The 15194-nt window shown below is 65.0% G+C and carries 12 protein-coding genes and 1 pseudogene; 2 read left to right on the forward strand and 11 right to left on the reverse strand.

Features of this window, described 5'->3' with window-relative positions:
• Positions 1–84: 84 nt before the first annotated feature.
• Both JMN37_RS02490 and eccCa read right to left on the reverse strand, forming a co-directional pair.
• Positions 85–1002 carry a type VII secretion-associated protein gene (locus JMN37_RS02490; protein WP_071572765.1) on the reverse strand — a complete coding sequence of 306 codons (918 nt, stop codon included), beginning with the start codon at positions 1000–1002 and terminating at the stop codon, positions 85–87.
• The gene (eccCa, locus tag JMN37_RS02495; protein ID WP_071572868.1) at positions 999–4655 is read right to left on the reverse strand and encodes a type VII secretion protein EccCa; all 3657 of its coding nucleotides are present in this window, start codon (positions 4653–4655) and stop codon (positions 999–1001) included. Before eccCa ends, JMN37_RS02490 begins: the two co-directional genes overlap by 4 nt.
• A gap of 137 nt (positions 4656–4792) precedes the next feature.
• Here eccCa and eccD point away from each other — a divergent pair, with 137 nt between their 5' ends.
• The gene (eccD, locus tag JMN37_RS02500) at positions 4793–6118 is read left to right on the forward strand and encodes a type VII secretion integral membrane protein EccD (protein WP_177224252.1); all 1326 of its coding nucleotides are present in this window, start codon (positions 4793–4795) and stop codon (positions 6116–6118) included.
• A 4-nt stretch (positions 6119–6122) separates the two neighbouring features.
• Positions 6123–7316 (forward strand): S8 family serine peptidase, encoded by a 1194-nt coding sequence (locus JMN37_RS02505; RefSeq protein WP_071572767.1) that lies wholly within the window; start codon positions 6123–6125, stop codon positions 7314–7316.
• Here JMN37_RS02505 and eccB read toward each other — a convergent pair.
• From eccB to infA, 9 genes and pseudogenes are all read right to left on the reverse strand, one after another.
• Positions 7313–8566, reverse strand: coding sequence for a type VII secretion protein EccB (gene eccB, locus JMN37_RS02510; RefSeq protein WP_071572768.1), 1254 nt, complete (start codon positions 8564–8566; stop codon positions 7313–7315). The two genes, JMN37_RS02505 and eccB, sit on opposite strands and share 4 nt — an antisense overlap.
• A gap of 49 nt (positions 8567–8615) precedes the next feature.
• On the reverse strand, positions 8616–10754 hold the full coding sequence (locus tag JMN37_RS02515; protein WP_252930977.1) for a DUF6541 family protein: 2139 nt from the start codon (positions 10752–10754) through the stop codon (positions 8616–8618).
• A 58-nt stretch (positions 10755–10812) separates the two neighbouring features.
• Positions 10813–11652, reverse strand: a complete 840-nt coding sequence (gene truA, locus JMN37_RS02520; protein ID WP_071572769.1) for a tRNA pseudouridine(38-40) synthase TruA — start codon at positions 11650–11652, stop codon at positions 10813–10815.
• A gap of 122 nt (positions 11653–11774) precedes the next feature.
• Positions 11775–12155, reverse strand: a pseudogene (rplQ, locus tag JMN37_RS02525) (50S ribosomal protein L17); the annotation flags it as partial.
• Positions 12156–12197: 42 nt separating this feature from the next.
• The gene (locus JMN37_RS02530) at positions 12198–13211 is read right to left on the reverse strand and encodes a DNA-directed RNA polymerase subunit alpha (RefSeq protein ID WP_070363062.1); all 1014 of its coding nucleotides are present in this window, start codon (positions 13209–13211) and stop codon (positions 12198–12200) included.
• A gap of 117 nt (positions 13212–13328) precedes the next feature.
• A complete protein-coding gene (rpsD, locus tag JMN37_RS02535; RefSeq protein WP_070363063.1) occupies positions 13329–13934 on the reverse strand; it encodes a 30S ribosomal protein S4 in 606 nt (201 codons plus the stop codon).
• A 27-nt stretch (positions 13935–13961) separates the two neighbouring features.
• Entirely contained in the window at positions 13962–14366 is a 405-nt protein-coding gene (gene rpsK, locus JMN37_RS02540) for a 30S ribosomal protein S11 (protein ID WP_070363064.1), read from the reverse strand.
• A gap of 3 nt (positions 14367–14369) precedes the next feature.
• Complete coding sequence (gene rpsM, locus JMN37_RS02545; RefSeq protein ID WP_070477572.1) at positions 14370–14738, reverse strand: 30S ribosomal protein S13; 369 nt, start codon at positions 14736–14738, stop codon at positions 14370–14372.
• A gap of 179 nt (positions 14739–14917) precedes the next feature.
• Complete coding sequence (gene infA, locus JMN37_RS02550; RefSeq protein ID WP_018017508.1) at positions 14918–15136, reverse strand: translation initiation factor IF-1; 219 nt, start codon at positions 15134–15136, stop codon at positions 14918–14920.
• Positions 15137–15194: the final 58 nt, after the last annotated feature.

A 15194-nucleotide genomic window follows, 5' to 3' on the forward strand; every position in this document is an offset into this window, starting at 1 on the left:
CGCACGTTTTGGTGCTCCGGTTCCCTCAATGTTGAAGAAACTTTTCTCCCCACCCTCCCACCACGTGTATGCTGCGAGTTTGCCTCACCCCTCCCCTGTCGGTGGCGTGAATTCGGCGGTGTCGAAGGCCATCTGGCACGTCGCCTGCTGCACCCTGCTGGGCGCCTGCCGCGTCTGGCACGCCACGAAAAGCTGGTAAGAATCCTGCGCCCAGGTTCGCCACAGCGTTTCGGCTCCTCCGGGGGGCGTCTCGCGGTACGTCACGGCGTGGAGGTTGTGATCCACGAGCGTGAGCTCAGGGTCGCGCTCGATACCCCCGAGCAGCTGCGCTACGAACTGCTCGGGCGGCAGCGTGTAGCGGTTCTCTGCGGAGATCAGTACGCGCATGTCGGGGTCGGCGCCTGTTGCCATCCAGCCCTGCTCGTGCTGCGCGAGTTGGAACCCGGGAGGCAGCTCAATCGCAAGTCCGTCCTGCGCGATTCGCACGGCGGTAGGCTCGCTCGCAACAGAAGAAGAGGGGCTTGTTGACGCCCGCGAGGCCGTCGGTTGACTGTGCAGCACAGTGGTCGACGTCGCCCCTTCTGAAGCCTGGGCGGACGTGGGCGAAGAGGGCGTCGATAAGAAACGAAATAGCACGAACCCGCAGATTGCTGCGACCACAACCACTGCGGCGCCGAGGGCGACAAACGGCCACCACGCGCGACGTGGTGCAAGGTCTGCGGCCGTAATCGCGGGTTGCTCTTCGGTCGGAGGGTCAGCCTCTACCTCTAGGCGCTCGGCGGTAATAGTGACGTCGTAGCCGCTCATGGCCTGCTCAAACTGATCGAGGTCCTCGGGGCTCGCGGCGATCTGAATCACGGCGCCGCCCGGATCTGGCCCGAACAGGCCACGCACGTACTGCGCGACTTCCCGCGGGCCGGGGCCGTCGAAACGGTGGACGTTGGCGGCGCCGGTGAACACGGTGTTCGTGGACGTCATGGTGATGCGAAGATCGGGTTTCATAGAGTGCCTCCTTCTGGGTAGGGTGCTGCGACTTGGACCAGGCCACGGGCCTCACCTGACTGGACGAGCAGGCCTCGGCCGGGCGGCTGTGGGACTGGACGCACCCCGAAGAGCGCGCCTTCGTCCCTGGTTCCGTCGAGGATGACGACGTCGGGCAACAGGTCCTTCAGCGAGGACAGGAAGCTGCCGAACATGGCGCGCGATACTCCGCCGAACTTGCGGGCGGCCACCACGTGCAGGCCAATGTCGCGGGCGTGCGGGAACAGCGTGGCCAGCTCGCGCAGGGTGTCCTCCGGGACGAGCTCGAGGTCGTCGATGACGAGATAGAGCTCCGGGCCTTCCCACCAGGAACGCTGCGCGAGCTGCTGCGGGGTCACGTCCGCGCCGGGTAGCCTGCCGCGCAGCGTGGTGATCAGCGCACTGACCGCCTCGTCGACGGCGCTGGTAGAGGCTGCGTAGGCCGCCACCATGTCTGGGTTCGCCCGCCCGAGGTGCGCGCGGCGCACATCCAGAATCACCATGCGGGCCTGCTCACGGCCCATCGCCTCAATCGCGGTGATGGCCGAGGCAATCGCTGTGGACTTGCCAGCACCGCTCGCACCGATGACCAGCAGGTGGCCAGACTCGCTCCACAGCGGTGCAAGTCGGGGTCCACCGACGCCGAGTGGCAGACGTTGGCCTCCCGAGGTGAGCAGGTCCGCAACCTCCACGTGGTTCGGCAGCACTCGCAGGCGCGGCACCCGATGCTGGCCCTGCGTCGCTGCGCGTACATGTGCCACGTCCTGCGCGGAGGTGTGCGCAACCAGCATGAACGCCCCCTCTTCGGTAATGCCGCGGCCCGGCAGCGCGGGAAGTTTCGCCTGCACCTTCCTATTAATCACCGAGTCCATCGGTTCGGTAAGATGCAGCTCAATCCTCGTGCCGATCACGTCACGGACGTTCGCGCGGATCGCGTTCCAACGCTGTGTAGTCGCAACCAGGTGAATACCGACGGCCGGGCCCTCCGCCGCGAGGCGCGTCAACGGTTCGCGCAGGTCCTCCGTCTTCGCATCCGGTGCGAGCAACGTGTGCCAGCCGTCCACAATCAACACGGTGTGGCGCTTCGTGCGCCGCTGCGAGTCGTCGAGCATCTCGACCAGCTCGTCGACGACGCGGCGCACGCGCTCCTCGTCCGTGCGCTGCGCAACACCCGCCACATGCGGCAGTTCGGCGACGTCGCTGAAGTCGCCGGAGCCGGCGTCGATAATGTAGAAGCACAGCTCGTCAGTGGAGTGGCGCAGCGCGAGCGACGCCACCATCGTGCGCACCGCCATCGACTTGCCCGTCTGCGGTCCACCCGCGAGCGCCACGTGGCCACCCGCCACCGACAGGTCCAGCACGAGCGGTACCTGGCGCTGCTTGATCGGCTCGTCAATGACCCCGATGATCGCCTGCAGCTTCGGCAGCGTCTCGCTGCCACCGTAGACCTGCGAAAGCTCAATCTGTGCAGGCAGCGGCGGCAGCCACACCTGGTGCGCCCGCATGCCCAGGGCATCCGCCACCTCCCTCGACTTCTCGACGACCGCCGCCAGCAACGTCGTGGTCGCATCAGTATCGACGCCGACACTCTCCTTCGCGTCCTCCACCGGCGGAGGCTCCCACCCGTGAAACAGGCGAACCTCCACGGCCGCCTCGCGCCTGGTCACGCCGCGGGCGCGCTCCAGCGGCCCCGACACGTACGCCGCGCGGAAACGCTCCAAGTCGCCTGAGCCCGTGGACAAGAAGCCCGCGCCGGGCTCGCTGGGTAGCTCGTAGGCGTCCGGCACACCGAGCACCTGGCGGGATTCGGCCGCGGAGAACGTCTTGAGACCAATTCGGTAGGAAAGGTGCGAGTCCAGCCCGCGCAGCTTGCCCTCCTCCAAGCGCTGGGAGGCAAGTAGCAGGTGCACGCCCAGCGAGCGGCCAAGTCGGCCGACGGCCACGAACAGGTCAGCGAAGTGCGGGTGTTGGCTGAGCAACTCAGAAAACTCGTCCAGGATGATCACCAGCGCCGGCAGCGGCGCGAGATCCTCGCCCGCGAGCCGGGCCGCGGTGTAGTCGGTGATATTGGCGTAGTTCCCAGCCTTGCGCAGCAGCTCCTGGCGACGGTTCATCTCACCGGAGATGGCGTCGTACATGCGCTCAACCAGGATGGATTCGTCCTCCAGGTTGGTAATGACCGCCGAGGTGTGAGGCAAGGACTCGCAGCCGAGAAACGTTGCGCCGCCTTTGAAGTCCACGAGCACGAGGTTGAGCTCCTCCGGCGAGTGCGTGGCGGCAAGCGCCACCACGAGCGTCCTGAGAAGTTCCGATTTTCCGGACCCCGTCGCACCGATGCACAACCCGTGTGGGCCCATCCCGCCCTGGGCGGACTCTTTCAGGTCCAGGTAGAGGGCCTGGCCCTGGGCAGTCGAGCCAATCGGGACCATGAGGCGCTGTCGGGTGCCTTCGCGTCCGGTCCACATGGTGTGCTCGTTGAGCTCGGCGATGTCGTTGATGCCGAGCATCGGGAGCAGCTTGCCTCCGTGGGAGGCGCTTTCGGCGCTGAGCTGTTCGGGGCGGCGATAGAACGCCAGTTGGCGCGCGATGAGCTCCGCCTCCGCAACACCGATCCTGTCGGGCCTGCCCAGAAACTCCAGGCCCATCCCGGTCAGTGCGTGGAGTTCGTCGTCGCAGACCAGGTGGAACGCATCCTCGTCCACCAGCCAGTCCGGGTCCGGGTGGATAACCAGCACGCACGCGTTCTCGCTGCTGGCGGCGCTAGTGCTGAAGGAGATCACTGAGGGGTGGGTGGTGGCGTCGAGAAGTATGACTTGGAACTCGGCCGCCTCCGGCGTGGCGGAGTGCGGCAGCCACTTCACCCACTCGAATTCGCTCGGCGCCTGGGTGGCGTCGATGCCGACGAGCTCCGGGCCGTGGAAAAACGCTAGCTGGGCAACGATCGAGCGCGCGACCTCCGCCGCACGCGGCCCCACCATCGTGATCACGGGAAACGCATTGAGCGCCACCACGATCGGCATCTCTTGGATCGTGTTCACCGCGGCGACCGTCCTGCGCAGGCTCACCGCGCACACCGGGTCGAGGTCCTCGGGCGAGCCAGGGTCGTCGACCTCGATTGGGGTATGCAGTGCCACCGCGCCAACACCAATGCGCACCTGCAGCGCGTACGGCGAGGCGGCGTACTGTTCCCAGACACGCTCCGCAGGCACCGCCGTGAGCAGGGCGTTCGGTGCCGGGTGGAGGTATTCAGCGTGCTCGCGTTGGATCTCGGCGTTGCTGCGCGCCCGGTGGGCGAGGGCGTCCAGGTGCCGCAGGTAGACCCGGCGTGTCTCGTCGATGTCGCCCTGGCGCTCCTGTGGCGAAAACATGGTGACCATGCCGAAGAGCATCATGACCGGGAAGATGAGCATCATTGGGCTCACGGTGCGCCCGGACATCACCATCAGCGCCATCACCGCGCCGATGGCAACCACCATGACCACGGGCAGCAGTACTTTCAACAGTGGCATCGGCTGGTCCTTGTGCGCCTGCGGTACCGCTTCGGCGCGGAGTTGGCCGGTCGGCAGTGGTGGTGGCGGCGCGAGTGTGTGCGCCGTCGATGGTGTCACGACTGGTTCGTGGTCAAGACCAAGCATGCTTTCCCCCTCATGCATTTCCCCGGTTGCGCAATCCCCCTCGCGCAACGTCTGCATGCATTCTAGGCGATGGTGCGCTACATTGTTCAAGTTAAGCGCCAAGTCGCGCATTTGTTTGTTTTCCGGGGGGATTCATCGTGGCAGTTTCTGCAACGCATCACATCGTGCACGTCACCATCCGTATCGACGTCGCTTCGCTTCACCGCGATATCGACCTCAGTTTGCCGACGTCCTCGTCGCTCTACGAACTGATACCCGAGATCGCGCGCTTCGTGGAACTGCCGCAGCTGCACCGCCCTTGGGAGTTCACCAACGTAGCTGGCATCCCGCTCGATGGGCATGCGCCGTTGTACCAGCTCAAGATGCGAAACGGCGCGACGGCGGTGATGCGCCCACAGGAGCAGGCGGCACCGCCCGTGATCCGCGACGCGGCCCATTCCCTGAGTGCGGCCGCGGCCTCTGCCCGCGACGTGCGTGGCCTACACATCGGCGCGACGCTGCTGGGCCTGCTGTGCATTGCAGCGGTGGCTGGCACGGTCGGCGGAGTGGCGTTCGGCGCGGGCCTTGCTGCTGCGGCGGCGCTGGTGCTGTCGCTCGCGGCGCGAAGCAGCGCGGTTTACGTAGCGTTTCTGTGCGCGGCCCCTTTCGCAGTCGGCGCCTGGGTGGCTGGGCCTCCGGCTACGTGGGACGGGTCGAGCGATACGGCAATCGGGATGCTAGCCGCCGCGATCACCGCCGTGGCCTGCGTGGTCATCGGCGCGATGCTCAGGCTGTGCGGTGCGGCGGTCACGACCTTCGCGGCGGTGTGCGCGCTGCTCCTTGCCGCGGCCTCGCTCGGTGCGTGGTTGCCGCAGCACCACGCGGGGGCGGCGGTGGTCGTGCTGCTCGGGTTGCTGCTGGTCATGCTCACGCCCCATATCGCCACGGCCGCCGCGGGCTTGAAGGTGCCACGCATCCCCACCGCTGGCGAGGAATTTGATCGCTCGGATGTGTACCAGCATGACGTCGATACACGCAGCCTCACCGCGCTGACCGTATCTGCCGCGATTGCATGTGCCGTGACCACCTGCTGCTTACCAGCGCTCTACGGCATTGCCACGATGGACGCCGCACTGGGCTGGCGCGTCGCACTCGCCGGTTGCATGGCTGGCGCGCTACTCATCCACGCGGTGCGCCACCACTACCCCACCCCGCGAATAGCACTGACGGCGCTGGCCCTCGGTGCGCTCGGTGCCGTGGTGCTCGCCACCGTATACGAGTCAAGCCCGCACCCAGCGTTCCTCGTGGCCGCAGGCTGCATCGCCATTGTGTGCGCTACCGCCGTCATCTGGTCGCGCCGCGTGCCTGACCTCGAGCCAACCACGGTGGTGTGGTTCGAGCGCGCCGAAGCCGCCGCCATCATCGCAGTCATCCCGCTCGCGGTGCACCTCACCGGGCTGTTCGACCTCATCCGGGGGCTGTAAGCCCATGCGCACCACTGCTTCTCGACGCCTCTTCGTCACCCTCTGCGTCCCGCTCGCCGTTGGAACGACGCTGCCAATCTCGATCCCGGCCCCACCGGCGCAGGCCCAGGACTACGCCTGCGCCCGCCCCGCGCACCTGCCGCCAGACCGCGACACGCCACTGGAGCCTGACCCATCCGTCGCCGCGTCCCGCAGCCACGCGAGTGGACGCGGGGTGCGCGTCGCCGTCATCGACACCGGCATCGCGCGGCACCCGCAACTGCCGCCGGTCACACCCGGCCGGGACTTCGTCACACCCGACGACCCCGATCCATTCTTCGACTGCGACAGCCACGGCACCATCGTCGCCGGCATCATCGCCAGCCGCGACCTCGGCATCGCGCCCGCAGCGCACCTCATCTCCATCCGGCAAACCTCCGCGCACTACCGCGAAGAGCAGGCCGCAGGATCACTCGCCACCCTCACTGACGCCATCAACAACGCCGTCGACGAGCGCGCACGCGTCATCAACATCTCAGTCGTCTCCTGCATGCCGCCTTACCTCGCCACAAGCCTGGACACCCGCGAGCTGGAGGCCGCACTCCACCGCGCCGAAACCTCCGGCGCCGTCGTCGTGGCCGCCGCCGGCAACGCCACCAACGAATGCGCCCACGGCTTCGCCGTCTTCCCCGCGCACATGCCCACGGTCCTTGCCGTCGGCGCACGCGAGGACTCCCACACTGTCGCCGACTACTCCATCGCATCCCCAAAGCCGCCGCTCTCCGCCCGCGGCACCACACCCGTGGTCCTCGCGTCCGACGGCGCAGGGTTCGCCACCGGCATCACCGGCGAGCTCCAACCCGACGGCACACCAACCGTGCAGCCCTACGTGGGCACCAGCTTCGCCGCACCCGTCGTCAGTGGCGCCATCGCCCTCCTCCTCGACCGCTATCCACACCTCTCACCGCAACAAGTGCGTGAGATCGTCTACGCCGCCGCGGAACCCAACGGCGGGGCGCTGCGCCCAGAAGACATCGTCACGCAACTCCCACCCACGCCACCGCGCGAGGCAACCGTCACCACCATCGACGCACCGTTGCCCACCGCATCCCTTGCGGCCCGGCGCGCCGGGCTGGCACTCGGTGGGCTCTTGGCATGCATCGCGCTGACGATCGTGGCGCGCTCCCTCCGTGGGGGCCGCGGACGCCGCGGGCTCTAAGACGCCACCGGTTTCAGCGCCACCGACCGCTCGAGCGGAGCTCCACTCGGCAGCAGCGCAACGATCTGCCACGGCGCTTCCTCGGTGTGGCGCACGCCGATCAGCTCCAGCGTGTCCCGCCCGGCGACCTCGTGGCGGGAGCCCTCCGGCGACACCACGAGCAGGCCTTGCCCTGTATCCACGCCGACGGCGCCCTCGCGTAGTCCCGCGAAGTGGGTCGCGGTGCCCGTCCCCGCCAGCGCTATCGCCCCTTCGAGCACCTCACCGTCGTCCTTCGGCCAGGTGGCTGCGCCACGTTTGTCGTTCACGCACACCGTGTCCTGTGTGGGTTGCACCCAGCGCGGAGCCTCGTGCGGGATGCGCAGGTCCAGTGGCGGCTGCGCGTCCGGGTAGTGCGCGATGTCTGCGCGGTTGACGTTGCGGGATGCGGCGCCGGCGTCGAGAAGCACTTGGGCGGCCGTGTCAGAGACTTGCTGCACACCGCCGTGCTCCGTAAGCACCCAGGTAGTCTCCGGGGTGCGCAGTACCTCAGGGAGGCGCGGTGGCAGCGTGAACGCCGGACCCTCGCGCAGGGCACCAAGCACCGCGTTCGGCGGCGACCAGCGCGGCGTCGTGGCGTCGATCCCCAGGGCACGGCGCATGATGCGCCCCTCCGGCGTGGTGGATGGCGGCAGCTGCCTACGGCCGTGCGCGTCGACGACCCACTCACGGTGATCCGCCACCGCCAGCACCGCCGTGCCCCTCGGTAGCGGCGCAGGCGCTTGACCCGCGACCACCGTGACCTTGCCCTCGGTGTGGCACGCGGACCAGGCATGCGCCTCCGTGGCCTCAGGGGCAAACATCCCAGGAGCCGCGACGATGCCCACTGGCAGGCCGCGCGGCACCGTGGCCAAGTAGTCCCCACCGGCGCGGGCAGGCTCGGCGGCCTCCCCGGCGATGAGGCGAGCGGAAGTCAAGTTCGTCACAGGGTGCAAGGTGCCGTCGACACGCACGTACAGGCCGCCGTCAGTAGCTCGCACGATCGGGGCTTCACCGGGGTGCGGGTTCGGGCTCATCCAGGCGAATAGCCCCATCACCGCGGCGATCAGCACCACCCCGACCGCCCCGAAGATCCCCGCGCGGCGCCGCGCCGCCAGCGGGTCATGGATCATCCGGATGTCGCCGTAGATGAGGCCGTGCTCCACGCGGCGCTGCATGAACCTGTGCCCCGACACCTGCGGTCGCGTTGTTGGCAACAATCGCTGCGACATGTATACCCCCGATGTTGTATCCCCCAATAACCAATAACGCTGCCTTACACTACCAAAGCTCCAGCGGTTCCGAGCCGTGCTTGACGGCGTCAGCCTGCATCTTCGCAAGCTCGGCGCGCGTAAACGCCTCGTTCACCGCGAAGATCACCGTGTCGTCCTTCACGTACACCGGGGTCAGGGCGCTGTTGGCGGTGCCATTATTCAGGTTCACGCGAGGTGGCTGCTGCGCCCAGAACGACGGCGGCGATGCGATGTAGAACTTGATATTCAGCCGCTCAACGGCCCGGTCTACTGCATTCTTTGCTGTCGCGTCACCGAGTACGCCACGCCCGAGCATCTCTACGTCGAACAGCGCAGTTGCGGTGTCGTCGCCTCGTGTCTTCGCCGGCCACAGGTAGTGCCGTGAGAGCGTCGGCACGCCGTTGTAGGCGTAGATCCACGAATGCCCGTCTGCGGGCTCGCCATAGGTCACGCCTTCCCACGCCGCAGGCTGCGTCGCGAGCCAGTCGAACGCAGCCAGGTCGTCATCGTTGACCATCCGCCCACCAACGCGCGGAGCGGTGTAAATGCCCTCCGCCGATTGAGCTGCATTCGCGTGCACGGCGGTCGCAGTACTCGCAGCCACCACGAGAGACACGAGCACCGCCCCAATTGTCGACGCCCCCTTCGCCACCACCGTGCCCTCACGCGCGGCAACCGGCGCCAATGTCAGCATCCGAATCATCACCGAGGCCCCTATGGCCGCCGCGACGATGACGCACATCACCACCGGCAACACCAGGCGGTGCGCCGTGTTGTAGTGCAGCCCCGAAACCAGCGAAGGCACCACGTCCAGCACCGGCGGAAGCGGTGCGGTTGCCTGCACCACCGTCGCAAGTGACAGGACGTAGAACGCCACCGGCCACACCTGGCGACGCCACGCCACAAGCGCCACCGCCCCCACGAGCGCGAGCCACAGCAGCACAGTCGGGTTGTAGTTCGGGAAGTACTCAGTGACGTGGCGCGTATCCATCGTGATCGCGAGCGCCCACGGATTTGGCGCCGTGCCATCCTCCGGAGTAGACCACCCCGCGACCTCCTGCGCCTGCTCGGAACCAGCAAACATCTGTGGCAGGAACAGCACCGCACCGGCAAGCGCCGGGGCCGCTAACCAGACAGTGTCCACGAGGCGTGAACGGACGGGACGAAGAAGCGTCGAAAAGCACCAAGCGAAGGCCACCGCCAGCGCAATCGTGGTCACCGGCGACGGGTGCACCGCCACCACCCCGAAGAACCCGATGGCCGCCGCAAACGCCGAGTTGTGATGCCGTGGCACCTCCAGGAACTGCCAAATCACAATGCCCGTGAGCGCAACTGCCATCATGTACGGCCACATGCCAACAAAATCCGACACCCACATCAGCTGCGGCGCACCGTACACCAGCAGCGGCGCGAACCCCGCCGCGATCTGCGCCGTCAGCCCCCGCGACCGCAGAAACGCAAACACCAGGCACGCCACGGACACGCAAGCCGCCACCGATGGCACGATCGCCTGCGCCACATTCAGCGCGGGGATCGGCGCCATCCCAGCGGTCTTGGCAAACAACGCAACCCCCGCGTGGTACCCCGAGGGATACAACAGCGAACTGTGCGTCTCCTGGTACATCAACTCCCCCATGCGCGTTGGCGACGCAATCCCCTCATCCATGATGAAGCGCACAGTATTGGCGTGCCACTGGGAATCCCAACCCTGCACGATATTTGCCAAACCCAGCGGAGTTCCCTGTAGCCACCGCAGCTTGTCACTGATCAGCATCGCCGACCCCGTAATCACACCAAGCAGCGGCAGCACCCAGACGGGGTCAACCACGCTGCCTTCGCGCCGCTCCTGCGGAGTCCCCGGCAGCAGCGCCCGACGCCACGACAGTTGCCCGGTGCCAGTCCAGCGCTCGCGGGCGCGGCGCGCAAACGCGTAGCGCCACCCCGCAGCACACAACATCACAAACTCCACGCTCACAGAGAACGTCCACGGCGAAAACCTCGCCGAAGTCAGGCCCCAAGACCAGGCACTGAAGCCAATAATGCCGAAGCTCACGGGTATCGACGCCACCACCGACGCCGGCACACGCATGCCGGAGATGACGTTGACCAGGAATCCTGGCAGCACAAACACAAGTACCGCTGCTATGAACATCCCAGCAGTGACCACGCGTACTCCTTCGAGACCTAAGACGTTGAGACTGGTGAAATCTTATCGCTTTGCGCTCTCAGAGCGAACGCCGATCACGAGTTGTGTTGGCTCGTGCCTCCCACTCCTGCTCTGGTGGGTACACAACGTGGTCGAAGGTCAGCCCCTTCGCGGGGGCTAACGGTACGTCGGCGCGCCGCTCAGTGGCGTCGAGCAGTCCAGTGGCCCACGCCAGGTCGCGCTTACCCTGCCCGACCGTGAGGCACGTCGCGGTCAACGCGCGCACCATGTTCCAACAGAACGCGTCGGCACTGATGTGTGCCTCGTAGAGCTGCGGCTCCGCCTCCGTGGAAGCGTCCACCCAGCGGAAGCTGTGCACGTCGCGGATCGTCGTCGCGTGCGGTCGCGGCTTGCAGAACGCCGCGAAGTCGTGCAACCCGAGCAGCACGTCGGCGGTCTGCTGCATCAGTTGCACGTCGACCGGGCGAGCCCACACCGCAGTGTCACGCGTCCGTGTCGGCAGCGCCCCCGCTGGGCTAGTAGTGACGCGGTAGATGTAGTGACGCGCCATCGCCGAGAAGCGGGCGTCGAACTCAGGGGCGACCTCCCGAACTTGGTGAACTCGGATGTCATCCGGTAGCAGTTTGGCAAGGCGACGCACCAGGCGCGCAGGATCACCGTCAAGAGAGCGCTGCTGCAACGCGGCCGGGTCGATGTCTGCGTGCGCCACCTGGCCGCGGGCGTGCACCCCCGCATCCGTACGGCCCGCGACCGTCAGGGCGACGGGGTGGCGCAGCACAAGCGCGAGCGCGTCCTCCACGGTTCCTTGGACGGTCCGCAGGTCTCCTTTCTGCCGGGCCCAGCCGTGGAAGTCGGTGCCGTCATAGGCGATGTCGAAACGCAGCCGCATCGTGTTCATTCGTTACAGGCTAGCAAACTGGTCGCGTGCTCTTAGAATGCGAAAACCCCGCGACACCGTGAAGGTGCACGCGGGGTCTCATGTGGTTGAGCTAGAAAAGCTCACTCAGCGAAGGATTAGTCCTCCTTGGAAGCCTTCGCCTCAGCTGGCTCCAGAACCAGGGAAATCTGGGTCATTGGAGCGTTGTCGCCGGAGCGAGGTGCAACCTTGATCAGGCGGGTGTAGCCGCCGTTGCGGTTTTCGAACTTCGGTGCAAGCTCGTTGAACAGGTATGCAACGATCTGCTTGTTCGGAAGCTTCGCAGCAACAGCGCGGCGTTCCTGCAGGGAACCGCCCTTCGCCTTGGTGATCAGCTTCTCAGCGTATGGGCGAAGTGCTTTCGCCTTTGCATCGGTCGTCGTGATGGCGCCGTGCTCGAACAGGGACTGCGCCAGGTTAGACAGAATGTGCTTCTGGTGGGCGGCGGACCCTCCGAGACGGGCACCCTTCTTCGGGGTAGGCATTTTCGTACTCCTCGTATGGGATTGTGAGCGCGTGCTCTTGGTTTACTCGGTTTCTTCCGCGGTGTCGTCGACGTAGTCACCAGTCTCAGCGTCGTAGCCTTCGATCTGGGTCGGGTCGAAATCTTCCGGAGCGTCCTTCAGCGTCAGGCTCATGGAGGCGAGCTTGATCTTGACCTCATTGATGGACTTCTCGCCAAAGTTGCGGATATCCATCAGGTCGGTTTCAGAGCACTCAGCCAGCTGGCCGACGGTGTTGATGCCCTCGCGCTTCAAGCAGTTGTAGGACCGGACGGAGAAGTTGAGATCCTCAATCGGCAGGTTGTAAGCCGCGATGTACTCCGTCTCCTGTGGGGACGGGCCGATCTCGATGCCTTCTGCTGCCGTGTTCAGCTCACGTGCCAGGCCGAACAGCTCCACCAGGGTGGAACCGGCCGAAGCCAACGCGTCGCGAGCAGACATGGAGTTCTTCGTCTCCACGTCGATGATCAGCTTGTCGAAGTCAGTGCGCTGCTCAACACGGGTTGCCTCAACCTTGTAGGCAACACGGGTCACTGGCGAGTAGATCTGGTCGACCGGAATGCGGCCGGCTTCCCCACCAGAGTTCGGCATCGCCGGGACGTAGCCACGGCCACGCTCCACGACAAGCTCCATCTCAAGGCGTGCCTGCTCATTGAGCGAAGCGATGTGCAGATCCGGGTTGTGGATCTGAACATCAGCTGGCGTCTCAATGTCGCCGGCGGTAACGACTCCCGGGCCTTCAACGGACAGGTACATCACGACTGGCTCGTCGGACTCCGACGACAGCACGATGTCCTTGATGTTGAGGATGATCTCGGAAACGTTTTCCTTCACACCGTTGATGGTGGTGAACTCATGGAGCACACCATCAATCTTGATCGAGGTAACCGCTGCGCCCGGAATGGACGACAGCAGCGTACGGCGCAGGGAGTTACCCAGCGTGTAACCAAAACCTGGCTCGAGTGGCTCGATGATGAACTTCGAGCGGTTGGTATCGATGTACTCCTCGGTCAGCTGCGGACGCTGTGAGATGAGCATGAACTTCTCCTTTTCCGGCTACCACTATATGAAGCCGCGAGAATATGGACTTTCGGAAAGATATCGCACCACTTGTATACGTACGTATCGACGCAGTGCGGGGTGAAGTAAGCGGGCTTACTTCGAGTAGAGCTCGACGATGAGCTGCTCCTGCAGCGGCACCTCGATCTGAGCGCGCTCCGGCAACTGGTGCACGAGAATGCGCAGGGTGTCCGGAACGACCTGGAGCCATGCCGGAACAACGGCGTCCAGCAGGTTGTCCTGGGCCTCTTCGAACCAGAGCATCTTGCGGGACTTGTCACGAACATCGATGATGTCGTACTGCGTGACCTTGTAAGAAGGAACGTCGATACGCTTGCCGTTCACGGTGAAGTGACCGTGGGAAACAAGCTGACGTGCCTGGCGACGTGTGCGCGCCAGACCTGCACGGTATACAACGTTGTCCAGACGGGACTCAAGCAGGATCAGCAGGTTGTCGCCGGTCTTACCTGGGAGGCGGTTGGCCTCCTCGTAGTAGCGACGGAACTGCTTCTCCATCACTCCGTAGGTGAAGCGAGCCTTCTGCTTCTCCTGGAGCTGGAGCAGGTACTCAGATTCTTTGATGCGAGCGCGGCCAGCCTGCCCCGGAGGGTATGGGCGACGCTCGAAGGACATGTCACCGCCGACGAGATCGACGCGGAGGCGACGGGACTTACGGGTAGCAGGGCCGGTATAACGAGCCATGATGTATTACCTCTTTTCCTTTCTGCCTTAAACGCGACGACGCTTCGCCGGACGGCAGCCGTTGAACGGCTGTGGGGTCACGTCAGAGATCGAGGACACCTCCAGGCCAGCAGCCTGGAGCGAACGGATTGCGGTCTCACGGCCGGAGCCTGGACCCTTGACGAAAACGTCAACCTTCTTCATACCGTGGTCCATCGCCTTGCGAGCAGCGTTCTCAGCTGCCATCTGAGCAGCGAACGGCGTGGACTTGCGGGATCCCTTGAAGCCAACGTGGCCGGAGGAAGCCCAGGAGATAACAGCACCGGTCTGATCCGTGATCGAGACGATGGTGTTGTTAAAGGTCGACTTGATGTATGCGTGGCCAGCAGCCACGTTCTTCTTTACGATGCGACGGCCACCACGGCGCGCACCGGAACGAGTCTTAGGAGGCATGGATTACTTCTTCTTTCCTGCGATGGTCTTCTTCGGGCCCTTACGAGTGCGAGCGTTCGTCTTGGTGCGCTGCCCGCGAACAGGCAGGCCACGACGGTGACGAAGGCCCTGGTAGGAGCCGATTTCAATCTTGCGGCGGATGTCTGCCTGCACCTCACGACGCAGGTCGCCCTCTACGGTGTAGGAGGACTCGATTGCGTCACGCAGTGCGGACAGCTGATCGTCGCTCAGGTTGTCCGTACGCAGGTCTGGAGAAATGCCCGTCTTCTCGAGCAGCTCCTTGGCGCGGGTTGCGCCGATGCCATAAATGTAAGTAAGTGCGATCTCCATGCGCTTATTGCGCGGAAGATCAACACCAGCTAGACGTGCCATGTGGAACGTACCTTTCGGGTTGTTACGGCGGTTTTCTCCCTATCCGCCCACGCCAACCGACTCTTTATCCGGACCGTACCGGAGGATGGGCCGTGATACACGTGGCTTTGGCCACCGTAGCCAAAGGTAAGCGACGCGCAGCAACGCCACGCGTCTGGGTAAGGAGGCTTCAAACGAAATTACTTGTAGCGGTACGTAATACGCCCACGGTCCAGGTCGTATGGAGACAGCTCCACGATGACCCGGTCTTCAGGAAGGATGCGGATGTAGTGCTGGCGCATCTTGCCACTGATGTGAGCAAGGACCTCATGCCCGTTGTCGAGCTCGACACGGAACATAGCATTCTTCAAAGGTTCGACGATGCGACCCTCTACCTCAATGGCGCCTTCTTTTGCCATACACTCCACTTCCTATAGCTCACGGAACACAGCGATCCTCATTGATGCGCAATGTTTC

Source organism: Corynebacterium lipophilum (genome assembly GCF_024102595.1).
Lineage (GTDB): Bacteria > Actinomycetota > Actinomycetes > Mycobacteriales > Mycobacteriaceae > Corynebacterium > Corynebacterium pseudogenitalium.